Annotated in this window: 23 protein-coding genes; 15 read left to right on the top strand and 8 right to left on the bottom strand. The window is 68.1% G+C overall.

Annotation, left to right across the window (positions count from 1 at the left end; genetic code table 11):
- The first annotated feature begins 53 nt into the window (after positions 1 to 53).
- Together J0J10_RS03200 and J0J10_RS03195 are read left to right on the top strand one after the other, a co-directional pair.
- Positions 54 to 1136 carry a hypothetical protein gene (locus tag J0J10_RS03200; protein WP_291645207.1) on the top strand — a complete coding sequence of 361 codons (1083 nt, stop codon included), beginning with the start codon at positions 54 to 56 and terminating at the stop codon, positions 1134 to 1136.
- A 65-nt stretch (positions 1137 to 1201) separates the two neighbouring features.
- Positions 1202 to 2128, top strand: coding sequence for an SMP-30/gluconolactonase/LRE family protein (locus tag J0J10_RS03195; RefSeq protein WP_291645204.1), 927 nt, complete (start codon positions 1202 to 1204; stop codon positions 2126 to 2128).
- 159 nt (positions 2129 to 2287) lie between these two features.
- Here the strand turns inward: J0J10_RS03195 and J0J10_RS03190 are convergent, their stop codons facing one another.
- The 3 genes from J0J10_RS03190 to mscL form a co-directional block, all read right to left on the bottom strand.
- Positions 2288 to 3367, bottom strand: coding sequence for an AbrB family transcriptional regulator (locus J0J10_RS03190; RefSeq protein ID WP_291645202.1), 1080 nt, complete (start codon positions 3365 to 3367; stop codon positions 2288 to 2290).
- A gap of 99 nt (positions 3368 to 3466) precedes the next feature.
- Positions 3467 to 4657: a pyridoxal phosphate-dependent aminotransferase gene (locus J0J10_RS03185; protein ID WP_291645201.1), complete on the bottom strand. Its 1191-nt coding sequence runs from the start codon at positions 4655 to 4657 to the stop codon at positions 3467 to 3469.
- A gap of 141 nt (positions 4658 to 4798) precedes the next feature.
- Positions 4799 to 5218, bottom strand: a complete 420-nt coding sequence (gene mscL / locus J0J10_RS03180) for a large conductance mechanosensitive channel protein MscL (protein ID WP_291645199.1) — start codon at positions 5216 to 5218, stop codon at positions 4799 to 4801.
- A 324-nt stretch (positions 5219 to 5542) separates the two neighbouring features.
- Between mscL and J0J10_RS03175 the strand changes: the two genes are divergently transcribed.
- The gene (locus J0J10_RS03175; protein ID WP_291645197.1) at positions 5543 to 9115 is read left to right on the top strand and encodes a PAS domain-containing hybrid sensor histidine kinase/response regulator; all 3573 of its coding nucleotides are present in this window, start codon (positions 5543 to 5545) and stop codon (positions 9113 to 9115) included.
- A gap of 100 nt (positions 9116 to 9215) precedes the next feature.
- On the opposite strand, the gene J0J10_RS03170 is transcribed toward J0J10_RS03175, so the two are convergent.
- Positions 9216 to 9800, bottom strand: coding sequence for a thioesterase family protein (locus J0J10_RS03170; protein WP_291645195.1), 585 nt, complete (start codon positions 9798 to 9800; stop codon positions 9216 to 9218).
- Positions 9801 to 9921: 121 nt separating this feature from the next.
- Here J0J10_RS03170 and J0J10_RS03165 point away from each other — a divergent pair, with 121 nt between their 5' ends.
- From J0J10_RS03165 to J0J10_RS03155, 3 genes are all read left to right on the top strand, one after another.
- On the top strand, positions 9922 to 10434 hold the full coding sequence (locus tag J0J10_RS03165) for a tyrosine phosphatase family protein (protein WP_291645194.1): 513 nt from the start codon (positions 9922 to 9924) through the stop codon (positions 10432 to 10434).
- Between the two features lie 173 nt (positions 10435 to 10607).
- Complete coding sequence (locus tag J0J10_RS03160) at positions 10608 to 11072, top strand: Lrp/AsnC family transcriptional regulator (RefSeq protein WP_291638888.1); 465 nt, start codon at positions 10608 to 10610, stop codon at positions 11070 to 11072.
- Between the two features lie 65 nt (positions 11073 to 11137).
- A complete protein-coding gene (locus J0J10_RS03155) occupies positions 11138 to 11395 on the top strand; it encodes an exodeoxyribonuclease VII small subunit (protein WP_291638889.1) in 258 nt (85 codons plus the stop codon).
- Positions 11396 to 11675: 280 nt separating this feature from the next.
- Here the strand turns inward: J0J10_RS03155 and J0J10_RS03150 are convergent, their stop codons facing one another.
- Both J0J10_RS03150 and J0J10_RS03145 read right to left on the bottom strand, forming a co-directional pair.
- Positions 11676 to 12263: a biotin transporter BioY gene (locus tag J0J10_RS03150; protein WP_291645192.1), complete on the bottom strand. Its 588-nt coding sequence runs from the start codon at positions 12261 to 12263 to the stop codon at positions 11676 to 11678.
- Positions 12264 to 12356: 93 nt separating this feature from the next.
- Positions 12357 to 13025, bottom strand: coding sequence for a GntR family transcriptional regulator (locus tag J0J10_RS03145; RefSeq protein ID WP_291645190.1), 669 nt, complete (start codon positions 13023 to 13025; stop codon positions 12357 to 12359).
- Between the two features lie 127 nt (positions 13026 to 13152).
- Between J0J10_RS03145 and J0J10_RS03140 the strand changes: the two genes are divergently transcribed.
- From J0J10_RS03140 to J0J10_RS03125, 4 genes are read left to right on the top strand one after another with little or no spacing between them, the layout of a single operon-like run.
- Positions 13153 to 14073, top strand: a complete 921-nt coding sequence (locus J0J10_RS03140; protein ID WP_291645188.1) for a pirin family protein — start codon at positions 13153 to 13155, stop codon at positions 14071 to 14073.
- Positions 14074 to 14119: 46 nt separating this feature from the next.
- Positions 14120 to 15040 carry a DMT family transporter gene (locus J0J10_RS03135; protein ID WP_291645186.1) on the top strand — a complete coding sequence of 307 codons (921 nt, stop codon included), beginning with the start codon at positions 14120 to 14122 and terminating at the stop codon, positions 15038 to 15040.
- A 13-nt stretch (positions 15041 to 15053) separates the two neighbouring features.
- Positions 15054 to 16349, top strand: a complete 1296-nt coding sequence (locus tag J0J10_RS03130; protein WP_291645184.1) for an SDR family oxidoreductase — start codon at positions 15054 to 15056, stop codon at positions 16347 to 16349.
- Positions 16349 to 16828 (top strand): DUF2269 family protein, encoded by a 480-nt coding sequence (locus tag J0J10_RS03125; protein ID WP_291645182.1) that lies wholly within the window; start codon positions 16349 to 16351, stop codon positions 16826 to 16828. Before J0J10_RS03130 ends, J0J10_RS03125 begins: the two co-directional genes overlap by 1 nt.
- Here J0J10_RS03125 and J0J10_RS03120 read toward each other — a convergent pair.
- Positions 16815 to 18041, bottom strand: coding sequence for an MFS transporter (locus J0J10_RS03120; protein ID WP_291645180.1), 1227 nt, complete (start codon positions 18039 to 18041; stop codon positions 16815 to 16817). The genes J0J10_RS03125 and J0J10_RS03120 overlap by 14 nt on opposite strands.
- 157 nt (positions 18042 to 18198) lie before the next feature.
- Between J0J10_RS03120 and dxs the strand changes: the two genes are divergently transcribed.
- Both dxs and J0J10_RS03110 read left to right on the top strand, forming a co-directional pair.
- Entirely contained in the window at positions 18199 to 20109 is a 1911-nt protein-coding gene (gene dxs, locus J0J10_RS03115) for a 1-deoxy-D-xylulose-5-phosphate synthase (RefSeq protein WP_291645178.1), read from the top strand.
- A 4-nt stretch (positions 20110 to 20113) separates the two neighbouring features.
- A complete protein-coding gene (locus tag J0J10_RS03110) occupies positions 20114 to 20854 on the top strand; it encodes a TlyA family RNA methyltransferase (RefSeq protein WP_291645176.1) in 741 nt (246 codons plus the stop codon).
- 3 nt (positions 20855 to 20857) lie between these two features.
- Here J0J10_RS03110 and J0J10_RS03105 read toward each other — a convergent pair whose 3' ends face one another.
- Positions 20858 to 21292, bottom strand: a complete 435-nt coding sequence (locus J0J10_RS03105; RefSeq protein WP_291645174.1) for a hypothetical protein — start codon at positions 21290 to 21292, stop codon at positions 20858 to 20860.
- Positions 21293 to 21447: 155 nt separating this feature from the next.
- Here J0J10_RS03105 and J0J10_RS03100 point away from each other — a divergent pair, with 155 nt between their 5' ends.
- The 3 genes from J0J10_RS03100 to J0J10_RS03090 all read left to right on the top strand — a co-directional run bounded on the left by J0J10_RS03100 (position 21448) and on the right by J0J10_RS03090 (position 25167).
- Positions 21448 to 22209, top strand: a complete 762-nt coding sequence (locus J0J10_RS03100; RefSeq protein ID WP_291645172.1) for an SOS response-associated peptidase — start codon at positions 21448 to 21450, stop codon at positions 22207 to 22209.
- Positions 22210 to 22272: 63 nt separating this feature from the next.
- The gene (locus J0J10_RS03095) at positions 22273 to 23880 is read left to right on the top strand and encodes a gamma-glutamyltransferase family protein (RefSeq protein WP_291645170.1); all 1608 of its coding nucleotides are present in this window, start codon (positions 22273 to 22275) and stop codon (positions 23878 to 23880) included.
- 141 nt (positions 23881 to 24021) lie between these two features.
- On the top strand, positions 24022 to 25167 hold the full coding sequence (locus tag J0J10_RS03090; RefSeq protein ID WP_291645168.1) for an AGE family epimerase/isomerase: 1146 nt from the start codon (positions 24022 to 24024) through the stop codon (positions 25165 to 25167).
- Positions 25168 to 25208: the final 41 nt, after the last annotated feature.

Genomic DNA, 25208 nt, shown 5'->3' with positions numbered 1-25208 from the left:
GATCGGCGGCAGACCCGCCGCTACACTCCTCCTACTGCGTCGGACTTCTGTCGATGACTGATCTTGCTTGCCAGCGCCTCGCTGCCGCCGCACTGGGATCTCTACTGCTCGCAGCAACGACAACACCGGCGGCCGCCCAGATCAGGATCGACAGGGACCAGACCGGGCGAACCGTCGCGATCGTCGGCCTGCCGGGCTCATCCGGCTGCGTTCGGGGAACCTCCATCGGCCGGGTCGTCGATCGCGTCGTGGAGAAAGGCGAGTTGCAGGGCTTCACCTTCAACGAACCGCCCTATGACGACGGCTACATCAATCTGCCGGCGGCCTACGACATCAAGGACCGCGCCGCCTATCGCCGCCTTCAGGCCGCATTCGACGATCTTTTCCGCAAGGGCGCACGGCTCAAGATCACCTCGGTAGCATGCGGGGCGGCGGGCAGGATCGTCAAGCTGACGTCGGCGACGCTGCTTGACGACATGCCGCCGCGCAGCGCAGCGCCTGCCGCCGCGCCGGCGCCCTCGCCGGAACCTCGGTCCGCGGAGGCAGCGGGCGGCGACGGCGGCGTGAAGAGCGATGACGGCGACGACAGCGTGCTGCGGGCGCCGGATGGGCCCCGCGTCGAGGAATCGGCCTCCGCCACCCCGCCACGACCAACCCCACAACGACCGGTACCGACACCGCAGCCGGCTCCGCAACAGCAAGCCCAAACGAAGCAGGCTGGCGAGGACGAAGCCCTGTGGGATTTCTCGACCTATGGCCGCAAGGCCAAGCTCGGCATCGCCGACGGCAATCATTTCGCGACGCTGATGCTCGACTGCGTACAGGGCTCCGGCCGCACGACAGTGCTGGCCGATGACCCGCAAGGCAAGTATCGACGCGGCTCGCGGCAGACCTTCAGGATCACCGCCGGCGAGGACATGGTCGCGATCACCGGCAAGGCGATCTACTCCGAAATGGACGCAGCGATGCAAATCGAGGCGACCATCGAACTGGAGCCGCTGCGGGACGTATTGTCGGAGATCGCGCGCCAAAGCCGTTTCGTCATCAGGACGCCCGGCGGCAGCCAGCCCGTCGACATCCGCGGCGCCAACATTGCAATCCCGAAATTTCTCGCAGCCTGTAGCAGGCGTCGCTGACGAGAAAACACATCCCGCAAGGCGGGTTGATCAAGTCGATCCATCAGGACCACCGGAGACAAGACATGTTCGGCTTCATCGAAGGCTTCAGCCTCGAGGTCTACGATCTGCGCTTCAACCGGATCGTGCCCGCCTCGGCCCGGATGGAGCGACTCTGGACCGGCGCGCGCTGGACGGAGGGGCCGGCCTGGTTCCCGGCGCATAACACGGTGGTCTGGTCCGACATCCCGAACGACAGGATGATGCGCTACGACGCGCTCTCGGGTCATGTCGGTATCTTCCGACAGCCGGCGCGCAATTCGAACGGCAACACGGTCGACCGCCAGGGACGGCTCGTCACCTGCGAGCATGGCGGACGCCAGGTGACGCGCACCGAGCATGACGGCTCGATCACCGTGCTCGCCAGCCATCATCAGGGCAAGCGGCTGAACTCGCCGAACGACGTCGTGGTCAAGTCGGACGGCTCGATCTGGTTCACAGATCCCGATTACGGCATCCTCAGCGATTATGAGGGCGACAAGGCCGAGAGCGAGATCGGCCGTTGCCATGTCTACCGCATCGACCCGCATTCGGGCGCGCTGACCGTCGTCGCCGACGATTTCGTCAAGCCGAACGGGCTCGCCTTCTCGCCCGACGAAAGCGAGCTCTACATTTCCGATACCGGCGCCAGCCACGACCCGCAGAACGGCCCGCGCCATATCCGCAAATTCGCGGTCACCGGCGACGGCACGACCCTCGGCGCCTCCTCCGTCTTCGCCGAAAGCACGGCCGGGCTGTTCGACGGCTTCCGCTTCGACGCAAGCGGACGGCTCTGGACCAGCGCCGCCGACGGGGTCCACGTCTACCACCCCGACGGCACGCTGATCGGCAAGGTTCTGGTGCCGGAAATCGTCGCCAACCTCTGCTTCGGCGGACCGAAGCGGAACCGGCTGTTCATCTGCGGTACGACCTCGCTCTACGCGCTGATGACCCACACCAACGGCGCCGCGTAAAACCGGCAGCCTCCCGCGGCCTCATCCTGAGGAGCCGGCGTCTCGAAGCATGATTCAGCGGCTTCCGGAGGCTTCTGGAGCATCCTTCGAGACGCCGCCTTGCGGCTCCTCTGGATGAGGGCTGTGGAAACTCTGCCACCAACGGGGCGCGGCTGACGCTCAGCTCTCCGGCGGCGGCTTCTCCGGCTTCAGCCAGCCGATCACGAAAGGCATGGAGAGACCGACCAGCATGAAACGCACCAGATGGTGCGCCCCGACATAGAGCGGATCGAGCCCCATGGCGAAGGCGAGCATCGCCATCGCCTCGAGTCCGCCGGGCGCGAAGGCGGCCATGGCGCTGGCATAGGGCACGCCGGCGAGCCAGGCGGCCGGCCAGGCGAAGGCGAAGGCGACGAGCATCGAGACCAGAAAGCCGCCGATGGCGAGCGGGAACAGCGCGGCGATCTCGTTGCGCTGCAGCTTGGAGACGCGTCCTCCCATCGCCGCGCCGAGCATGACCATCACCGCCATAGCGATCTCCGGCGGAAAGGTGCCATGCACCGTGCCCGATCCATACAGCACGGTGCTCGCCAGCGTTGCGCCGAGGATATAGGGCGCCGTGACGCGCAAGCGCTCGAAGACGATGCCGGTCGCCAGCGCGCAGCCCAGGAGCAGCACCATGTCGCCGAGGCCGATGATCTGCGCCACCGGCGGCGCGCCCCCCGCCCCGGCATCCCCGGCTCCGGTCAGCTTCATGATGCTGGGCAGCACGGCGATCAGGACCAGGATGCGGAAGAGCTGGATCGCCGCGATGCGGCCGAGATTGGCGCCTTTCGACTCGGCCACCGCGATCACCGTCGAGAGCGCGCCCGGCGCCGCAGCCAGCAGCGAATCGATCCAGGACCAGCGCGCGACGAAGCGCAGATAGGCGCCGGTCGTCAGCATGATCGCCACGAGCCCGACGACGAGGATGAAGAGCGAGCCGGGATAGCGTGCCGTCGCCGCCAGCGCTTCGGGCGTGGCGGCAGAACCGATCAGCGCACCCGACATCACCATGGTCGAGTCGAACCAGGGTTTGCGCAGGTCCGGCAGGGGGCGTGCGACCCCGATCACCGAGACCAGAAGCATCGAGCCAGACAGCCAGGCGGCCGGAATCTCGAGCAGGGCGAACAGGGCGCCGCCGATCGCGGCCCAGGCGACCAGCGCGGCTTCGCGCGAAAGAACTCGGAAGCGGTAGGGAATCAGAGTCGGTGGGAACATCGCTCAGGCCATGCGCCGAAAGCGCGCATGGCGGCATCAATGAAGCGCCGGGCCGCCCCGGTCAAACACCCTGGGGGCGCAGCGGCCATGCGCGGCGCATCACCCGGCGAGCGCCTGCTGCAGCCGCGCCACGGCCTCGGTCAGGTCAGAGGCCTTGCGGGCGAAGCATAGGCGCAAGCCGGTCTCACCGCCCGCTCCGAAGGCGGCGCCGGGCGCCAGCCCGACATTGGCCTTGTCGACCAGTTCGATCGCCAGCGCCCGCGAATCTGTGCGGCCGTCGACGGCGAAGAACTGGTAGAAGGCGCCGTCGGGCGCCTGCAGCGAAACGCGATTGGTCGCCTTCAAGCCCTCGGCGATGATACGGCGGCCTTCCCGTGCCCGGGCGATCTGCTCGGCGACAAAGGGTTCGCCCTCGTCGAGCGCCGCGACGGCCGCGCGCTGGACGAAGACCGGCGAGCCCGAGGTCGAGTACTGGATCAGGTTCTCGATGATCTGGCCCAGGGCCGGCGGGGCCTCGATCCAGCCGATGCGCCAGCCGGTCATCGCCCAGTTCTTCGAGAAGGTCTGGACGAAGAGAATCCGGTCCTCCTGCTCCATCACGTCATGGAAGGAGGCGGCGCGGGCCGAGCCGTCATAGACGAAGCGCGCATAGATCTCGTCGGCGATGATCCAGATGCCGTGCCTGCGGGCAAGCGCCAGGATCGCGGCGAGCTCGTCGCGGGTCGCGGTCCAGCCGGTCGGGTTCGCCGGAGAATTGATGACGAGGGCACGCGTGCGCGGCGTGATCGCCGCTTCGAGCTTGGCGAGATCGAGGGTGAAGCGTCCCTGGTGGAAATCCATCGCCACGGAGACGGTCGCGGCTCCCGCGACGCCGAGGGCGGCGGCGACATTGGGCCAGGCCGGGGTCGGGATGACGATCTCGTCGCCGGCCCCGGCGATCATCCGCACCGCGATCTGGACCGACTGCATGCCCGAGCCGGTGACGAAGAAACTATCGGCCGAGAAGGGCCGGCCATAGAGCGCGGCATGGTAGCGGGCCAGAGCCTCGCGCAGTTCGGGGATACCGCGCTGCCAGGTGTAGAAGGTCTCGCCATCGGCCAGCGATTTGTTGGCGGCGCGGATGATGAATTCCGGCGTCGGCAGATCGCCCTCGCCGACCCAGAGCGGGATCAGGCCGGGCTTCAGCCGGCCGTGGTTAACGACCTCGACGATCCCGCTTTCGGGCGCGCTGCGGGCCTCGGGTCGCAGGTCGGCGATCAGGCTGGTGCCGGCCGGGGCATGCATGTTCATGGTCGATCCTTCGCGGGAGACATGCCGGCCAATCTAGCCCATCGCCGGGCGCGGCGGCATGAAATCGCGAGATCGACCCGATCGCTCGCAGTGATGGTTCGCGGGGCGCGTCCGAAGACCCGGCTCGCCCCGCGAAGGCAGTCAGGCCTGCTTCTGCTTCAGCAGATCGCGGATCTCGCTGAGCAGGGCGATGTCCTGCGGCGGAGCCACCGGCTCGGCCGGCTTGGCCGCCTGCTTGCGCCGGAGCGTGTTGATGCCCTTGACGACGAGAAACAGCACGAAGGCGATGATCACGAAGTTGACCGCGACGGTGAGGAAATTGCCATAAGCGAGGACGGCGCCCTGCTTCTTGGCATCGGCGAGGACCGGCGACGTGACGCCGCTGTTCAGCCCGAAGAAGTAGTTGGAGAAGTCGACGCTGCCGATCGCGCCGATCAACGGCATGATGATGTCGCCGACGAGCGATTCGACGATCCTGCCGAAGGCCGCGCCGATGATCACGCCGATGGCGAGATCGACGACATTGCCCTTCAGCGCGAATTCCTTGAATTCATTTAACATGGAGCGCCTTTCCGAATGCTTGGCCAGTTTTCGGCACCGCGCTGCGCAATGCCGCCCCCGCCAGCACGCTAAACCAGCCGCGCCGGCCGAGGAAACAGTCTTCCGGCCGTTTTCCTCGGCCTTCCTCATGAGAAAAGCAGCTTCCAGGCCTCGATTGGCCAGTTTGCGAAGATCAGGCGACGAAGAACACTGCGAAAGGCCCATGCGGACCATAAGCGGCCTGGCAAACGCTGACGAACCGCCCACGCCGGTCTAATGGCTGATGGCGGTCGGCGTCCCGCGGCGGTAGGCTGACTTCAAGAACAGTGGCTGCGAGGGAGCCCGATGATTCCGGCCTGGTCTGTCGTGCTGACGGCGCTCGCCTATCTCTGCGCGCTGTTCGCGATCGCCCATCTCGCCGACACCTCGGGCCGGCGCCTGATGAGCGGGCGGGCGCGCACGACGATCTATGCGCTGGCGCTCGGGGTCTACTGCACCTCCTGGACCTTCTACGGCTCGGTCGGATTCGCGCATCGCAACGGCTTCGACTTCCTCGGCATCTATGTCGGGCCGATCCTCGTCATCGGCCTCGGCCACCGCTTCGTCGCGCGCATCGTGACGATCGCGAAATCGCAGAACATCACCTCGATCGCCGACTTCGTCGGCGCGCGCTACGGCAAGAGCGAGCGCGTCGCCGCCATGGTCTGCCTCGTCGCGGTGATCGGCGCGCTGCCCTATATCTCGCTGCAGCTGAAGGCGGTGGCGAACTCGCTCTCGGTCTTCCTCGCCGCGACCGGCGGCCCGGCGCCGCTCGCCGATCTCCCGGTTCTGGGCGACCTCGCCTTCCTCGTCGCGCTCGTCCTCGCCGGCTTCGCCTGCGCCTTCGGCACTCGCCATATCGACGCCACCGAACACCAGGACGGGCTCGTCCTGGCGATCGCGGTCGAATCCCTGATCAAGCTGATCGCCTTCCTCGCGCTCGGCCTGTTCGTGGTCTACGGGCTGTTCGACGGCGGCGCCGACCTCTTGGCACAAGCGACCCGCGCGGCCGTGGATGCGCCGCCGATCTGGCAGCGGACCTCGAACTGGCCGACCTTCCTGACGCTGACTGTGCTGTCGTCCTTCGCAGCGCTCTTGCTGGCGCGGCAGTTCCACATGGCGATCGTCGAGAACCGCGACGTGCAGGACGTGCGCCGCGCGGCCTGGATGTTCCCGCTCTATCTGATCCTGATCAATCTCTTCGTCCTGCCGCTCGCAGCGGCGGGCGAGGTGATGCTGACCGGATCGAACATCGATCGCGACATGACGGTGCTCCTGCTGCCGTTGCAGGAGCGGGCGAGCCTCGTCGCCCTGCTCGTCTTCATCGGCGGGCTTTCGGCCGCGACCGCCATGGTGATCGTCGTCTCGGTCGCGCTCGCGATCATGATCTCGAACCACATCGTCATGCCGCTGCTGCTGCGCGGGCGCGGCGTCGCGCCGGACCCAGATCGCGCCACCGCGGCCTGGGCGCGCGGAAGGAGCGCGAACGGCTCGACCGGCGGCGATCTCGGCTCGCAGGTCGTCCATATCCGGCGCGGCGCGATCATCGCCGTGATCCTGCTCGGCTACGCCTATTATCGGGCATCCGGCGAAGCGGCTCTGGTCTCGATCGGCCTGCTCTCCTTCGCCGCCACGGCGCAGATCGCGCCGGCCTTCTTCGGCGGCCTGATCTGGCGGCGCGGCACCGCTCTGGGCGCCGTGGTCGGGCTGGGTGCCGGACTGCTGACCTGGCTCTACACGCTGCTGATGCCGAGCATTGCCCAGCCCGGCGGCTTCTGGAGCGATATCGTCCAGAACGGCCCGCTCGGCATCGGCCTGCTACGGCCGGAAGCGCTGTTCGGCGTCACCCTGCCCAGCCTGCCGCATGGCGTGCTGTGGAGCCTTTCGGTCAATTTCGCCTGCTATGTCGGCTTCTCGCTCATGCGTCCGGCGAGCGCGATGGAGCGGCTCCAGGCCAATGCCTTCATCGATTCCGACCGCGCCACCATGGCCCAGTCCTTCTCGCTCTGGCGCTCCAGCGTCACCGCGGCCGAGTTGCAATCGACCATCGGCCGCTATCTCGGGCTGGAGCGCACGCAGCGTGCCTTCGAGGGCTTCGCGCAATCGCGCGGCGAGGAACTCAACGGCGCGCGCGAGGCCGACATCCACATGCTGCGCTTCGGCGAGCATCTGCTCTCCTCGGCGATCGGCGCCGCCTCCTCGCGGCTCGTGCTCTCGCTGCTGCTGCGCCGGCGCAACCTCTCGACCGAAGCCGCATTCAAGCTGCTCGACGACGCCTCGGCGGCGCTGCAATACAATCGCGATATTCTTCAGAACGGCCTCGACCATGCCGGGCAAGGCATCACTGTGCTCGACCGCGACCTGCGCCTGCTCGCCTGGAACAAGGCCTTCATCCAGCTCTATGGCTTGCCGCCCTCGCTGGTGCGCTTCGGCACCGGGATCGACGAGGTCGTGCGCTACAATGCGGCGCGCGGCGCCTATGGCGAGGGAGCGCAGGACGAGCTGATGGCAGCCAGGCTGGAAAGCCTGGTGAACGACCGCGAGCCGGTCCGGCTGAAGCTCTACCCCTCGAAGAAGGTGATCGAGATCCGCTCCAACCCGCTGCCGGATGGCGGCCTCGTCACGACCTATACCGACATCACCGATTCCGTGGTCGCGGAGGAGGAGCTGGAGCGCACCAACGAGACGCTGGAGGGGCGCGTCGCCGAGCGCACCGAAGAACTGCAGCGCGTCAACACCGAGCTGCAGCGGGCCAAGGCCGAGGCGGAAGACGCCAACGCCTCGAAGACCCGCTTCCTCGCAGCCGCCAGCCACGATATTTTGCAGCCCTTGAACGCCGCCCGGCTCTATGCCTCGGCTCTGGTCGAGCGCGACCGGGCGGCGAACCGACCCGAGCTCGCCGAGAACATCGACGCCTCGCTCGACGCCGTCGAGGAGATCCTGACCGCGCTGCTCGAAATCTCGCGGCTCGATGGCGGGGCGCTCAAGCCGGAGATCTCGACCTTCCGGCTCGACGAGCTGATGCGGCAGCTGCAGCGCGAATTCGAGCCGAGCGCGCAGGAGAAAAGCCTGACGCTGGTATTCTCGCCGACTTCGGCGACGATCCGCTCCGACCGGCGGCTGCTGCGGCGCCTGCTGCAGAACCTGGTCTCGAACGCGATCAAATACACGCCGAACGGCAAGGTTCTGGTCGGCTGCCGTCGCCGCGGCGAACAGGTCGCCATCCAGGTGCTCGACACGGGCCTCGGCATCCATGCCAGCAAGCAGAAGATCGTCTTCCGCGAGTTCCTGCGCCTCGACCCCGGCGCCAAGGTGGCGCGCGGCCTCGGCCTCGGGCTCTCGATCGTCGAGCGCATCGCGCGCACGCTCGGCCACACGCTGACCCTGTCCTCGACGCCGGGCCGCGGCACCCGCTTCTCGCTGCTGGTGCCGACGGCGGCGCAGATGCCCGCGGCCACGGCCTCCGCTCCCCGGCGCCTGCCTTCCGGGGGACAGCTCTCGGGACTGAAGATCCTGGCGATCGACAACGAGCCCTCGATCCTCGACGGCATGCGGCTGCTGCTCGGCGGCTGGGGCTGCACCGTCGCCACCGCGAGCGGCCTCGACGAGGCCCTGTCGCTGATGGATGCCGGCCTGAGTCCTGACGTGGTCATCGCCGATTACCATCTCGACGAGGGCGACGGCCTCGCCTCGATCGCCAGCCTGCGCAAGCGCGCTGGTGCCGGCCTGCCGGCAATCCTGCTGACGGCCGATCGCTCGCCGGAGATGCGCGAAGCCGCCGCCGCGCTCGACGTGCACGTCCTCAACAAGCCGCTGAAACCCGGCGCCCTGCGCGCGCTGCTCGCGCAATGGCGGGCGACGCGCCTCGCGGCGGAGTGAGCGGACAGCGCTCCCGCCCTACCCCCGTGATTCCGGCTGGAGCGCAGCGGAACGCCGAGATGACGATTCAACGCGCCGTGAGGGACCTCGTCCAGGCCGTCTATTCCGGCAAAGCCTCCGTCAGCCCCCGCCCCGTCGCGCCGGCCTGGCGCATCGCCTCCTCGGCGCGCAGGAAGGCCTCGACCTCGGGGCTCGGCGGCGGGCTCTCTGCTTCGACGCCGAGCTCGGCGAGCAAACGGGCGACCGGAACGAAGGCCTTGCCCTTCCGATCGTAGAGCGCGGCACGCACCAGCGCCACCGCCGCGACGATCTCGCTGCCGTCGCGAGCGTCGGCGAGAATGCGATGCTGCATCACCACCCAGCCCTCGGCCCAGCACAGCATGCGGGTTTCGAGGCGGATAGCGCGGAACAGCCTGAGTTCGCGGCGAAAGCGGATCGTGCCGCAATTCACCACCGGCACCCAGCCATGGCGCAAAATGGCGCGCCAGAGGCCGCTGCGCAGCATCAGGTCGGTCCGGCCGAGATCCATCAGCCCCCAGTAGCGCGCATTGTTCATATGCAGGCTGGTGTCGAGATCGTGGAACCAGACCCGGAAGGGCAGGATCGACGCCTCGAAGGGCGGCCTCAGCCGCGGCTGGAAGGGCCGGGAGAGCAGCAGCCAGAGCAGGCGCAACCAGAGATTCATGCCGGCAACCTTCGGCGTGGATGGCGTTGCCGCGCTTGTAGCCGGAAACCGGCGCCACGCCATAAGCTCGTCATCGACAGGCTTCAGAGATTCGCCGCCGTCAGCTCCCGAAAGCCCGCTCATGCCGACACTCCACGTCTCCTCCCTGTCGAAGCTGAACGAGACCGTCGCCGCCGTCGGCGCCAGCCATGTCGTCACCCTGATCAACGCCGCGACGGTGGTCGAGACCCCGCCCGGGATCGCCGCGGAACGGCATCTGATGCTCGCCATGTCGGACATCACCGCCGAAATGGCCGGGCACGTCATTCCAGCCAGCGAGCATGTCGAGCGCCTGCTCGGCTTCGTGCACGACTGGGACCGGCAGAACCCGATCGTCGTGCATTGCTGGGCCGGGATCAGCCGTTCGACGGCCGGCGCCTATATCGCGGTCTGCGCGCTTCGGCCGGAGCGGGACGAGAGCGAGATCGCCGAGCGCCTGCGCGCCCTCTCCCCCTCGGCGACGCCCAATGCCCGGCTGGTCGCGCTCGCCGACGAGATCCTCGGCCGCGGCGGGCGGATGCGCGCGGCGATCGAACGGATCGGCCGCGGCGCCGATGCCTTCGAGGGCAAGCCCTTCCGTTTCGACCTCGACTGACTTCGGCCTTCGCGCAGAATCATGCGGCGGGCCGGGTCGGTTCGCCGCACTGCGCAGAAAATGGCGCAGTGCACGCAAGGACCTGCTTGCCAGTGGCCATTTTTTCGCAGAAACATCCCGCCTCGAAAGCAGGCGCACAGATAAGCGCCGCCGCCCGAGGATGCTGCGCAATAATGTCGATCGAACTCGATTCCCGTGACAGGACGATCCTGCGCATCCTGCAGAATGACGGGCGCATCACCAATTCTGACCTCGCCGAGAAGGTGCATCTCTCGCCCTCGGCCTGCCTGCGCCGGGTCCGGCAGCTCGAGGAGAGCGGGCTGATCCGCAGCTACGCCATGCTGCTCGACGAGAAGATCGCCGGTTTCCCCGGCACCGCCTTCGTCTTCGTCACGCTCGATCAGCAGGGCCGCGCCTCGCTCGAAGGCTTCGAGCAAGCCGTGCAGGGGCTGCCCGAAATCCTCGAATGCCACCTGCTCGCCGGTGCGCACGACTATCTGATGCGGGTGATCTATCGCGATTCCGCCGATTTCGAGCGCATCCACACCGACATCATCACCCAGCTTCCCGGCGTGACGCGGGTGCAGTCGACGCTGACGCTGCGCACCATCAAGAAGAGCTCGGCGCTGCCGGTCTGAGCCTGGGCGGGGTTGCGGGGTCCGGCCTCAAGGCCGATAACGGGCGCCCAACAGGATTCGCCTCAGTGACCGAAGCCAAGCCCAACGCCGATATCGCCACCCTGCCCTTCGAGGAGGCGCTGAAGCAGCTCGAGGCGATCGTCGCCCGGCTGGAGCGCGGCGACGTCGCGCTGGAGGAATCGATCGACATCTACACCCGCGGCGAGGCGCTGAAGGCGCGCTGCGACGCGCTGCTGAAGCAGGCCGAGGCGCGCATCGAGAAGATCACCCTCGGCGCCGACGGCAAGCCGACGGGAACCGCCCCGCTCGATGTCGAGAAATAGGCGGGCACTCAAGCAGGGCGCTCCAGGCGCGCTCTACGCCGAATTCGTGACCACCGTACTCGCCGAAAGCGCTTCAGGCGCCATGGCATCGGACCGAAAAGTGGACTCCACTTTTCGGAAAACTCTGATGTGACAACAATGAGATAGATCACCGTGACCGCGTCTGAACGGACGCGCGGTGATCTAGGCCTCGGATGATGCGATGCGGCTCGCCCGGCTGGCGAACCGCAAAAAGGTGGGTAAAGCCGCCGCCTGAGGCAACGGGCTTTACCCCTGCGCGTCAGGCCGCGCGCTTCCGGCCCCGCTCGAAGGCGACGAGGATCGCCGCGCCGAGCGCCGATTTCAGCACGCCACCGATCAGGAAGGGCAGGACGCCGGCGATGATCGCCTTCTCGACGCCGATCAGAGTCGAGAGCCAGAGCGCGCCGAACACCAGGCAGAGTGCGTTGCCGATGATCATGGCGACAAGAGCGAGGCTCGGGCGGCTGCCGTTCCAGCCGCGCTCGACCAGCCAGCCGACCAGCGCGCCGACGATCGGGAAGGCGAAGAGATAGCCGGCCGTCGGACCGACGAAGGACAGCAGGCTGCCATTGCCGTTGGCGAGGACCGGCAAGCCGAGCGCCGCCTCGAACAGCCAGGCGGTGATGGTGATCGCGCCGAGGCGCCAGCCATAGAGCGCGCCGATCAGCGTCACCGCCAGGGTCTGCATGGTCACCGGCACCGGAATCATCGGCACGCTGATCTGCGAGGAGATCGCGAGGATGAGGGTCCCGAGCAGGACGGCTGCGATCTGGACGGTCAGGGGCCGCGCGCCGAGGGCGAGCGGGGCGAGACCGGGCCGGGGCGCGGCCTGGGACAGAGGATTCATCGGCATCTCCTTGCTGGTGTAGAATTATAGATAATTTACATTCGCGATCTATTACTGACGCCACAGCCGGCGCCGATTTGCAAGCCTCGCCCGTCAGCCGACAATGGCGAAGGCATCGCGTGTCGCCCCCGAGGCCATGCGCACGGGCTTGCTGCCGACCCACTGGACATGCCGAGCAAGCACCGCCTCGGCCTCGTCCAGTCGCCCGGCCCGCAGCGCCGCCAGGATCACGCCGTGATCATGGTCGGTACGACCATCCCATTCCGAGCGCCAGGCGGAAAACAGGAAACGCGCGCTGGCGGCATGCAGGTCGTCGATGGCGGCCAGCAGCCGCGGCATGGCGCAGGGCGTCAGGATCAGCCGATGGAACCGGCGATTCGCCGCCTCCCAGGAGCGGACGTCGCGGGAGCGGTCGCCGGCTCTGGTGGCCTCCTCGGCCTCGTCGAGGATGGCGCGCGTCAGATGCGGCGCGGCATGGCGCAGCGCCAGCACCTCGAGCGCGGCGCGTATCTGTGCGACCTCACGCACTTCACGCAGGTCGAAGGCGGCGACGCGTACGCCGCGGCGTGGCTCGCTGACCGCCAATCCCTGCGCCTCGAGGCGCTGGAAAGCCTCGCGCACCGGCACATGGCTGGCGCCGAATTCGGCCGCGACATGGTCCTGCCGCAGGCGGCTGCCGGGTTCGAGCTGGCCGGAAATGATCCGCTCGGCCAAAGTGCGGCTGATCCGGACCGAAAGCGTCTCTGTCTTTTCCTTAGGCATGGATTATCGATAATTTTTCCGGAGGTCGGCGTCGAGCCGAATTGCAACCTTCTCACCCGGCACCTTGCCCAAGCGAGCTCGCACGCGCAGACTCGACGCCGGTTCAGCGCTCATGGGAGAAGCCGCCATGTCCCAGCTTCCAGACAACGACCCGGTCCCCGGCGATACACGCTCCTGCGAAGCGCTCGAGCAGGTGATCGTGCCGCGCGCGCATGATCTCGGCGGCTTCTCGGTCCGGCGGGCCCTGCCCTCGATTGGCCGCAAGATGGTCGGCCCCTTCATTTTCTTCGACCAGATGGGCCCGGCCGAGTTCCTGCTCGGCGAGGGCATCGATGTCCGCCCGCACCCGCATATCGGGCTCTCGACCGTGACCTATCTGTTCGACGGCGAGATCATGCATCGCGATTCGCTGGGGACGGCGCTGCCGATCCGCCCAGGCGCGGTGAACCTGATGACGGCCGGGCGCGGCATCGTCCATTCCGAGCGCACCGCCCCGGAGGAACGACTGAAGGCACCGAAGCTCTACGGCATCCAGACATGGCTCGCTCTGCCGAAGACGCATGAGGAGATCGCGCCGGGCTTCATCCACCACGCCGCGCCCGAGCTGCCGCGCATCGTCGGCGAAGGCAAGCGCATCAGCCTGATCATGGGCTCGGCCTATGGCCGGACGTCGCCGGTGAAATTCCCCTGGGACACGCTCTATGCCGAGGCGGTGATGGCGCCGGGCGCGATCCTGCCGCTCGACCCCGATTATGACGAGCGCGCCGTCTACATCGTCTCCGGCAAGATCGAAATCGCAGGCGACGAATTCGGCGCCGGCCAGCTCCTGATCTTCAAGCCGGGCGACCGGATCTCGATCCTCGCCGTCGACCAGAGCCGGTTGATGCTGATCGGCGGCGAGCCGATGGACGGGCCGCGCCATATCTGGTGGAATTTCGTTTCCTCCTCGAAGGAGCGCATCGACCAGGCCAAGGCGGAATGGAAGACTGGCCGCTTCGACACCGTGCCCGGCGATTCCGAGGAATTCATCCCGCTGCCGGAAGGATAGAGCGGCCCGGGTTGCCGCCAGCACGAAACGCCTCTCGAAAGCCGCCATGCCATCGCAACGGGAATTGCCTGCGCCCGAATCGGGCTCGACGCGGCTACGCGGATTTCTCTGGGCCGGGCTCGCCGTCTCGATCTTCGCCGGCTGGTTCGTGGTCACGCGCTTCAGCGTCACCCGCACCCTCAATGTCTGGGACCTGACCGCGCTGCGCTACGGCATCGGCGCGATCCTGCTCGCGCCGGTGCTGCTGCGCCGGCTGCCGCCCAGGGCCTGGCGCAACGGCTTCGTCTTCGCGGCGCTCTGGGGCGCGCCCTTCGCCATCCTCGTCGCCTTCGGCGTGCAGATGACCTCGGCCGGCCGCGCCGCCTCGGTAACGCCGACGCTGATGCCGGTCTTCGCCGGCCTGCTCGGCTGGCTCCTGCTGCGCGAGCGGCCGGGCCGGATCAGGCTCGCCGGCTATGGCGCCATCGCCGCCGGGCTTTGCGGCCTCGTGCTGACCGCCGGCGGTGCGCAGGGAGCGCCGAGCCTGCTCGGCCTGGGCCTGCTCGTCCTCGCTGCCGTCATGTGGGCGAGCTACACGCTGATCCTGAGGCGCAGCGGCCTGACGCCGATCCAGTCGGCCGCACTGATCTGCTTCTGGTCGGCGGTGATCTTCGTGCCTGCTTATATCGGGCTCGGCCTCAGCCATCTCCGACAGGCGCCGGCGGCCGAGATCGCGATCCAGAGCTTCTATCAGGGCGTGCTGATGAGCACCGTCGCGCTGATCAGCTTCAATCGCGGCGTGACGCTGCTCGGTGCCTCGGCCGGCGCGGCGATGATCGCGCTCGTGCCGGTCGCCGCCTCGCTGCTCGCCATCGTCTTCCTCGGCGAGATCCCCGACATGGCGGAGGGGGTCTCGATCGCGCTGATCGTCGGCGGCGTCCTGCTCGCCGCGAGGCCGGAGCAATCGCGAATACCGCAACAAGGGTGATAGAAACCGCCTCATGCGTATCCTGCTTCTCGGCGCCTATGGCTTCATCGGCCTTGCGGTCGCGCGCCGCCTTCAACAGGCGGGGCATGACATTGTCGGCTTCGGCCGCGACCTCGATCTAGGCCAACGCCTTGCTCCCGACCTCACCTGGACGGGAACGGATTTGAGCAGGCTTTCTTCCGAAGCCAGCTGGCAGCCCTATCTCGACGGCATAGATGCGGTCGTGAACGCTGCCGGCGCCCTGCAGGACGGTGCGCGCGACCAACTCGCCGCGAGCCAGCAGCGCGCTATCTCGGCATTGATCGCGGCCTGCGAGGCACGAGGAATTCGGACCTTCATCCAGATTTCAGTACCGGGGGCCGATCCCGCCGCGAAGATCGCCTTCCTGCGCACCAAGGGCGAAGCCGATAGCGCATTGCAACGCAGCGCGCTTGACTGGATCATCCTGAAGCCCGGGCTGGTGATCGGCGCTAACGCCTATGGCGGCACGGCCCTGCTTCGGATGATCGCGGCCTTCCCGCTGGTGCAAGTGCTCGCCTTCGGCAAAAGCAGGGTGCAGACCGTTGCAGTGGATGATCTAGCGGACGCGGTAGACGCCTGCCTTGCCGGCGAGGTTCCGAAGCGTGCGACATTCGACCTCCTCGCGGCCGAACCTCACACGCTCCGCGACCTCATCCTGAAACTGCGGCGCTGGCTCGGATTGCCGACCCCGACGGCAACGTTCGATCTGCCTGCCCCCATGGCAAGCGGCCTCGCGCGACTGGCCGACCTCGCCGGTTGGTTCGGCTGGCGCTCGCCGCTCCGCAGTTCCGCGCTCGACATCCTGTCCAGGGGGATCGTCGGCGATCCGACACCTTGGCGCGAGGCGACGGGGCGCGATCTGGTGGAGCTCGACGTCCTTTTGTCTCGACTGCCCTCGACCCGCCAGGAGCGGATTTTCGCCAGGAGCCAACTTGTCCTACCTGGTCTCGTGCTGACCCTGGCCTCGTTCTGGCTGCTGTCGGGCCTGATCGGCCTGTGGCAATGGCGCGAAGCGGTTGCGATCTTGCCGCCGTCGATATCGCATGGGCTTGCAGCAAGCTTCGTGATCCTGGGTTCGCTGGCGGACATCGCCATCGGAATCGGTTTTCTGTTCCGGCGCTGGCTGATCCGCGCGGCACTCGCCGCGATTGCGGTATCGCTGGTCTATCTCGCAGCCGGCACCGTGCTCGCGCCCTCGCTTTGGGGAGACCCGCTTGGGCCGCTCGTCAAGATTCTTCCGGCCACGGCCCTCGCGGTCGCGGTGATGGCGATAGCAGAAGAGCGCTGATGGAGTGGTTGCTACTTCTGCGCTGGCTCCACGTCCTCGGCGCGACGGTATTGCTCGGCACCGGCGCCGGCATCGCATTCTTCATGGTCATGGCGCATCGGACACGCGATCCGGCCTTGATCGCCCATGTCGCCGGCACTGTTGTGGTCGCTGATTGGCTATTCACGGCCTCCGCCGTGCTGCTGCAGCCGGTCACCGGCTACCTGCTGGCACGAGAGATCGGCTGGTCGCTGTCCGAAGGCTGGATCATGCTTTCGCTGGCGCTCTACATCCTGACCGGCTGCTTCTGGCTGCCGGTCGTGTGGATCCAGCATCGGCTTCGTCGGCTCGCATCCGAGGCTGCGGCAAGCGCCGCCCCGCTGCCGAAGCGGTATTTCCAGCTCTACCGCGTCTGGTTTGCGTGCGGCTTCCCCGCCTTCCTCTCCGTCCTGGCGATCATCTGGCTGATGCTGGCTCGTCCCTCGCTCATGCTGTGGTAAGCTCCCCCGCCGGCATCACCTTGAGCCGCGGCATCTGCGAGGCGAGGATCGCCAGCGTCGACAAGCCGAACAGGACGACCGGCAGCCAGATCGCGGCCTCCAGCCCGAAGCGCTCCCCGGCCAGCCCGCCGGCGAGCGCGCCGAGCGGGCGCATGCCGTACATCGCAGTGGTGATGGTGGCGCTGACACGCCCGAGCAGGGGCTGCGGCGTCACGGCCTGGCGCAAGGTCGTCTGGGTGATGAACCAGAGGATCGGGCCGAAGCCGAACAGGAAGAAGGCGAGCGCCAGCGCCGGCCAGCCCAAGGCGGGTGGGGCCGATGCGAGCAAGGCTGCCCCGAGCAAAGAGACCGCCGGTCCGAAGACCAGCAGCATCCCGGTCGGCAGGCGCGCGATCAGCCAGGCGCCGGAGAGGGCCGCTGCGACCGCCCCGGCGCCGTAGACGGAGGAAGCCAGGCCGACAGCCTTCGGATCGAGCGCCAGCACCCGCAGCGCATAGGGCGCGACCAGCGCCATGAAGGCGAAGAAGGCGAGATTCCAGCCGATGGCGCAGAGCGCGATCGGCCGCAGATAAGGGTGACGGGCGACGAAGGCGCCGCCCTCGGCGATGGCGCGATGCAGCTTCTGCCGCGGCTGGGCCGGCGCGGCCTCAGCCGGCAGGCGCATGGCCGTGGCGATGACGACGAGGCCCGCCACAGCGCAGAGCGCCAGTCCGAGCCAGCCGCTGCCGCGCGCCACCGTCCAGCCGGCGATCAGCGGCGCGATCAGGTTGAAGCTCGCCCGGCCGAGTTCGAGGCGGCTGTTGGCTCGCGGCAGCAAGGCGAGCGTGACCGCGCGCGGCATCAGCACGAAGACCGAGAGCGCGATCACGACCGGCCCGGCCGCCGCGACGAAGGTCGAGAGCGCCAGCGCCGGGCCGATCATTTCCGCCGCAAGCAGGGCCGCACCGAAGCCCGAGCCGACAGCCATCAGCAGGCCGCCGAGCAGGATCAGGCTGCGCGGGGCGACCCGGTCGGCCAGTACGCCCGCCGGCAAGGAGATCAGCAGCCAGGCGGCGGACTGGGCGGCGACAAGCAGGCCGACGAAGCGCGCGCTCGCTCCCGCTTCGGTCGCCGCCAGCGTGATCGTGTCGAGCGCCAGCTTGTCGGCGAACTGCGCCGCGACGCCGGTCAGGAGCAGGACGAGAAAGAGCGGCGAGCTCAAGGCCGAGCGCATGGCAAGTTTCCGATTTCGCGGACGGGGCACGCGGATGTCCCACGCACCGATGCCCGCTCCCACCCGTTTCCTGCCCGGGCTGCGACCATCAGAGGTTTGCCAGCGCCGCCCCGAGCGACTATTCGGGAATGACGATCAAGCCAGCAGCGGCCAGCCCTTGACCCGTCCCAAGACACCCCTTCTCGACCAGGTTCCCGATCCGCAGGCCTTGCGCCGGCTCGACGATGCGCAGCTGCGCCAGCTCGCCGACGAGCTCCGGGCCGAGACGATCGACGCGGTCTCGGTGACCGGTGGCCATCTCGGCGCCGGGCTCGGCGTGGTCGAGCTCACAGTCGCGCTGCACCATGTCTTCGACACGCCGCGCGACCGGGTGATCTGGGATGTCGGCCACCAAGCCTATCCGCACAAGATCCTGACTGGCCGCCGCGCCGGCATCCGCACCCTGCGCCAGCCCGGCGGCCTTTCCGGCTTCACCAAGCGCTCGGAGAGCGAATACGACCCGTTCGGCGCGGCACATTCCTCGACCTCGATCTCGGCCGGGCTCGGCATGGCGGTCGGCCGCGATCTTGCCGGCGGCGCCAACAATGTCATCGCGGTCATCGGCGACGGCGCGATGTCGGCCGGCATGGCCTATGAGGCGATGAACAATGCCGGCGCGCTCGGCTCGCGGCTGATCGTCATCCTCAACGACAACGACATGTCGATCGCGCCGCCGGTCGGCGCGATGTCGGCCTATCTGGCGCGGCTGGTCTCCGGCCGGACCTATCGCTCGCTGCGCGAGATCGCGAAATACCTCGCCGAGAAGCTGCCGCGCTTCTTCCACGAGAAGGCGAAGCGCACCGAGGAATATGCCCGCGGCTTCTGGACCGGCGGCACTCTCTTCGAGGAACTCGGCTTCTACTATGTCGGGCCCATCGACGGGCATAATCTCGACCATCTGCTGCCGGTGCTGCGCAATGTCCGCGACGCCGAGAGCGGGCCGATCCTGGTCCATGTCGTCACGCAGAAAGGCAAGGGCTACGCCCCGGCCGAGGCCAGCGCCGACAAATATCACGGCGTCGTCAAATTCGACCCCGTCACCGGCCAGCAGGCCAAGGCGCCGGCCAATGCGCCGAGCTACACCAATGTCTTCGCCAATGCCCTGATCAAGGCGGCGCGCGAGGACGAGAAGATCGTCGCCGTGACTGCCGCCATGCCGTCCGGCACCGGGCTCGACGCCTTCGGCAAGGAATTCCCGGGCCGGACCTTCGATGTCGGCATTGCCGAGCAGCATGCGGTGACCTTCGCCGCCGGTCTCGCCAGCGAGGGCTTTAAGCCGTTCTGCGCGATCTATTCGACCTTCATGCAGCGCGCCTACGACCAGATCGTCCACGACGTCGCGCTCCAGAACCTGCCGGTGCGCTTCGCGCTCGACCGGGCCGGGCTGGTCGGCGCCGATGGCGCGACCCATGCCGGCTCCTTCGACATCGCCTATCTCGCCTGTCTGCCCGGCATGGTGGTGATGGCGGCGGCCGACGAGGCCGAGCTGACCCATATGGTCGCGACGGCGGCCGCCCATGATGCCGGCCCCATCGCCTTCCGCTATCCGCGTGGCGAAGGCGTCGGCGTCGAGCTGCCGCAGCACGGCGTGCCGCTCGAGATCGGCAAGGGCCGGATCGTCAGGGAAGGCACGCAGATCGCCCTGCTCTCGCTCGGCACACGCCTCGCCGAATGCCTTTCGGCCGCCGAACTGCTCGGCCAGCGCGGTCTCTCGACGACGGTCGCCGATGCCCGTTTCGCCAAGCCGCTCGACGAGGCGCTGATCGCGCGCCTCGCCCGCGAGCACGAGGTGCTGATCACGGTAGAGGAAGGCTCGGTCGGCGGCTTCGGCAGCCATGTCCTGCAATTGCTGGCGCAGAAGGGCCTGCTCGACAGCGGGTTGAAGATCCGCAGCCTGACCTTGCCCGACAGCTTCCAGGACCATGACAAGCCCGAGAAGATGTATGCCGATGCCGGGCTCGACGCCGCCGGCATCGTGCGTGCGGTCGAGGCGGCGCTCGGCCCGGCCAGCGCCATCAAGCGCGCCTGAACCCATGACCGCCGGCCTGCCGCGCCGCGTTCGCGCTGATCTCTGGCTGGTCGAGCGCGGTCTGTTCGAGAGCCGAGCCCGCGCCCAGGCGGCGATCGCCGCCGGGCTGGTCAGCGCCGATGGCATCGTCCTGCGCAAGGCGTCGGAGACGGTCGCGGTCACGGCGACGATCGAGGCGCAGGCGCCCCATCCTTATGTCTCGCGCGGCGGGGTGAAGCTCGCGGCGGCGCTCGACGCCTTCGGCTTCGATCCGGCCGGGCTCGCCTGCCTCGATGTCGGCGCTTCGACCGGCGGCTTCAGCGACGTCCTGCTCCGGCGCGGCGCGGCCCATGTCCATGCCGTCGATGTCGGCCGGTCGCAATTGCATGAGAGCCTGCACGGCCATGCCAGGCTGACCAGCCTGGAGAGCCAGGATATCCGCACGCTCGATCCCGCCCTGCTGGGGGAGCCGCCGGGGCTTGCCGTCATCGATGTCAGCTTCATCTCGCTGAAGCTGGTGCTGCCGGCCGTGACGAGGCTGCTGCCCCCCCGGGCGCAGCTCGTCGCACTGGTGAAGCCGCAATTCGAGACGAAGCGCTCGGCGCTGAAGAAGGGCGTGCTGCGCGACGAGGCCCTGCAGGCAGAGATCTGCGCCGAGATCGCCGAGCTCACCGCCGCACTCGGCTTCCGGGTCTCGGGTCCGATCCCCTCCCCGATCGAGGGCGGCGACGGCAACCGCGAATTCCTGATCGGCGGGGCGCGCTGAACCTCAACCGGAGATCAACCCATCGACCTCAGCCTGTATCGCACCGGGATCGATATGAGCGGCATCACCCTGGCCATTGGCATTGATGAAGGCTGCGGCCCGCGCGATCAGGCGGCGCAGGGACAGGCAGGCGACATCGACGATCAAGGCCGGGTCTTCGCTGTCAGGCATCTCGTCGAGCAGCGCCGTCGCGGTGAGGACGAGACGGTCCATGGCGGCGCAGAGCGCGTCGAAGCCTGCGACCTCGCGTGACCCGAGCCGCCGGTAAGCCTCGTGCGCTTCCGCGGCGCAGCGCAGCGACGAGGCCAAAAAATGCTCGGAATAGCTGACCGCCCGCCAGGCCTGCAGCTCGACCAGGACGGTGCGGTCCATCGGCACCATCTCGAGCAGCATCAGCGCCTCGCTGTGGCGGTTCAGATAGTCCGTCGACAGGCGCATCGGCGAGGGCGCAGCTCCAGAGCCGGCCGCCGCGTTCGGCGCATCTGATCTTGCGGGAGCAGGCATCCGGGCGGCCTCGAAATCGCTGGGAATATGCGTGCCCAAACCCAAATAAAGTATTGATCGGACATAACGGAACGTCGACTGAACAGGACATGTGTGGCCGCTACGCCGTAACCTTGCCGCCGGAAGCGATGCGCCAGGCCTTCGCCTATCGCGAGCAGCCGAACTTTCCGCCGCGCTACAACATCGCGCCGACGCAGCCAGTGCCGGTGGTCAGGCTCGAACAGGGCACGCGCCAGTTCATGCTGATGCGCTGGGGCTTCATCCCCGGCTGGGTCAAGGACCCCAAGGACTTTCCGCTGGTCATCAACATCCGCAGCGAGAGCGCCGCCGAGAAGCCGTCCTTCCGCGCCGCCCTCGCCCGAAGGCGCTGCCTGATGCCGGCCGACGGCTTCTATGAATGGCACCGCCTCGGCGAGGGGCGCCGGCAGGAAAATCGGCCCTATCTCTTCCGCCGGCCAGATCGCGGCCTCTTCGCCTTCGCGGCGCTGTGGGAGACCTGGCATAGCCCGGACGGCTCGGAGATCGACACGGTTGCGATGGTGACCGGCCCCGCCAACGGGCAGATGGCGGCGATCCATCATCGCTCGCCCGTCATCGTGCCGCCCGAGGCTTTCGACGCCTGGCTCGATCCGGCGGCCGAGCCGGCGACGCTGCGGGGGCTGCTGCGCCCTCCCCCCGACGATCTCCTGGAGATGATCCGGCTCGGCGACGCCGTGAACAAGGTCGCCAATGACGGGCCGGAACTGCAGCTGCCCTTCGATCCCGCATCGGCGCCGAAGCCGTCCGAGCCGAAGCCCGCCATGCGTTCGCGGCGGGGCGGCAAGGACGATGCGCAGGGCAGCCTGTTCTAGCGCGGGAGGCGAGCGCGCGCTTACTCTCGGGCAACGACAAAAGCGATTTGAGGAACGCCCGACATGCATGGCCGCCGCCCGACGATGAGCTCCCTGCACGGCATGGTCGCCGCCGCCCACCCGCTGGCGGCCCAGGCCGGTGCCCGCATCCTCAGCCAGGGCGGGAATGCCTTCGATGCGGTCGGCGCTGTCGCCGCGGCGCTCAACGTGGTCGAGCCGTTCATGTCGAGCCTCGCCGGCATGGGCTCGGCGACGATGTGGGTCGCTGCCGAGAAGCGGGTACGCGTGCTCGACTTCGTGCCGCCCGTGCCCGAGAGTTTTCCCCTGGAGCGCTTCAGCCAGCGCTCGGATCTGGAACGCGGCGCGCTCGCCGTCGCCCCGCCCGGCAATCTCGCCGGCTGGTGCGAACTCAACCGCACCTATGGCCGCCTGCCGCTGCCGCAGATCTTCGCCCCGGCGATCGCGCTCGCCGCCGACGGGTTTCCGCTCGCCGAGTTCGGCGTCGCCGAGTTCAACGAACAGGCTCCGCTGCTGCGCGAGCGCCCGGAACTGCATGCCGACTGGGCGAGGAACTACCTGCCGGATGGCGGCGATACGGTCGAACTCGGCCAGATCCTGCGCCAGCCCGATCTCGCCCGGACGCTCTCCGAGATCGCGGCCAAGGGCCCGGAGCACCTCTACCGCGGTGCGCTCGGCGAAACCGTGATCGCGCATCTCAAGGCCAAGGGCGGCACGCTGACCATGGCCGATCTCGCCAAGGTCGCACCGCGCTGGCGCGAGCCGATCGCCGCCGCCTATCGCGACCGGCTCGTGCATGTGCCGCCGCCGGCCTGCGAAGGCTTCCAGTTCCTCCTGACGCTGCGCATTCTCGACGGTTTCGAGCTCGCCGGGCTGGAGCGCAACGGCGTCGAGCATCTCGACATCGTCTACCGCGCCATCCGCCTCGCCGCCGGCCAGCGCATCGCCCACAACAATCCGAAGCCGGAAAAGCTCGCAGAGCTGCTGTCCGACGCCGCAGTCGAAAAACTGCGTGCCCGCCTGCGCGACGGTGAGCCGATCACCGGCCCGACCGAGCAATGGATGGCGGAAGCACCTGCCGGCGAGGACCCGGCGCACACCACCTCCTTCTCGATCGCCGACCGCGAAGGCAACCTGATCTGCGTGACGCAGAGCATCGGCAGCCCGTTCGGCAGCGGTGTGGTCGTGCCGGGCACCGGGCTCTGCCTCAACAATTTCCTGTACTGGGCCGATGTCCAGCCCGGCAGCCCGAACCGCTCGCAACCCGGCTCGGAACTGCCGATGTGCATGTCGCCGAGCCTGTCGACCCGCAATGGCGAGCCGATGCTGGCGCTGGGTACACCCGGCAGCTACGGCATCCTGCAGACGCAGGCCCAGGCCATGGTCCAGCATGTCGATTTCGGCCTGCCGCTGCAGGAGGCGATCGAGGCGCCGCGCGCCCGGCTCTGGGATGGCCGTGCCATCGAGGTCGAGGATCGCATCGCGGCGCAGACCATCGCCGCCCTGCGGCAGCGCGGCCACGAGATCACGCCCTTCGATACCGGATGGACGATGCGGGTCGGCGGCATGCAGGCGGTCGCGCGCGATCCTGCGACTGGCAGACTGACAGGCGCCTGCGATCCGCGCCGCGACGGCTATGTCGCGACGCCCTGAGCGGGCGCGAGTAGGAAAAATCCGTGCTCGACTGAATGGCGGCGCTCCATGCGTCTGCCCTCTGGCTTCGCCGACGCCGAGGTGGCAGAGCAGCGGCCATGACCGCATGCCATGACGGCGGTGTCTTCGAGGAGTGAAAGCATGTCGGCGCCTGCGCGGAACGATCTTCGCTCCTGGCTAACGGACAGCCTGCTGCCGGGCTGGATCGCGCGCGCCTACGATCCGACACGGCCGGGTTTCGTCGAATATCTCACACCGGACGGAAAGCCCGAGCTCGGCGAGATCCGCACGACGTTGGTCACGGCGCGCCTGACCTATGTCTTCAGCCATGCCCACCTACTCGGCGTTCCCGGCGCGCTGGCTGCGGCGCGGCACGGCATCGTCTTCCTGACCGGCGCCTGCCGCCGTCCTGACGGGCGCTACAGCCATTCCTGCACCACGCAGGGCGAGCCCGTCGACGGCAGGTCCGATTTCTACGATCTCGCCTTCGCGCTGTTCGCCCTCGGCTGGTACGCAAAGGCGAGCGGCGACCAGAGCGCACTGGCGCTGGCCGGGGAGGCCATGGATTTTCTGGAGCGGGAGCTGGCGCACCCGGCCGGCGGCTTTCAAGAGGATACGCTCGGCACGCAGCCTCGGCGCCAGAACCCGCATATGCACCTGCTCGAAGCCTGCCACGCGCTCGCGGCGGTTTCGCCCGATCCGCGCTGGCTGGCGACCGCAGACAGGCTGGTTTTGCTGATGCGCGAGCGCATGCTCGACGGCAACGGCACGCTCGGCGAGTTCTTTACGCAGGACTGGGCGGCCTTTCCCGGTCCACGTGGGCTGATCCGGGAGCCGGGCCATCATTTCGAATGGACCTGGCTGCTCTATCACCATGAACGCCTGACCGGTTCGGCCGAGGCCCGCGCGACGGCACGCAGCCTCCACGTCTTCGGACAGCGTCAGGTCGATGCGCCGGCCAACACCTCGTGGCTTGTGGTGAACGAGGTCGATCCCGCGGGCGATGTGCTCAACGGCGCCGCTCTGCTCTGGCCGCAGACCGAATATCTGAAAGCCCTCGTTGCGCGGGTCGAGTTCGAAGGCGATTCGGATGCCGCAGCCCGCCTCGACCGCCATGTCGCGCTGATGTTCCAGCACTTCGTCGACCGCGAGAGCGGGCTCTGGGTCAACCAGCTCGACAAAAACGGGAAGCCGATCACCGACCGGGTCCCGGTCCGGGTGCTCTATCATCTGGTGCTGGCGCTGGCCGAGATCTGCCGAGTGCGCGAGGGCGGCGCGGCTGCGTAACTGTCGGAGGCCGAAACCGTCATTCCGGGCAAGCCGCGAAG

Source organism: Allobosea sp., assembly GCF_017308075.1.
Taxonomy (GTDB): Bacteria; Pseudomonadota; Alphaproteobacteria; order Rhizobiales; family Beijerinckiaceae; genus Allobosea.
This window is presented reverse-complemented; position numbering and strand designations above follow the sequence as displayed.